Genomic DNA, 281 nt, shown 5'->3' with positions numbered 1-281 from the left:
AGGCTGAGTAAAACCATTAAGATGCTGGCAGAAACACTATATCATCAGCAGATAAGAGAGGCACGGAGAGAACAGCATACGTTTATAGATAAGTTGTCCTCTTTTTTTAAAAGGAGGAAGGTGGACTCATGATTAGAGTGCTAGTAGTAGATGACTCGGCCTTTATGAGAAAACTCATTAGTGATTTTCTAAGTGCTGAGCAAGAAATTGAAGTCGTCGGAACGGCGCGAAATGGGGAAGATGCCTTAAAACGGATCAAGGAACTGAATCCAGATGTTGTC

1 protein-coding gene is annotated in these 281 nt (G+C 41.6%); it reads left to right on the top strand.

Features of this window, described 5'->3' with window-relative positions:
• Positions 1-128 precede the first annotated feature (128 nt).
• A partial coding sequence (locus tag AC0IXA_RS27335) for a response regulator (protein WP_471814888.1) occupies positions 129-281 on the top strand: 153 nt, incomplete at its 3' end.

Source organism: Pseudomonas sp. AC083, assembly GCF_979253165.1.
Note: the sequence above shows the minus strand (reverse complement) of the source record. Positions and strands in the feature narration are given on the sequence as shown.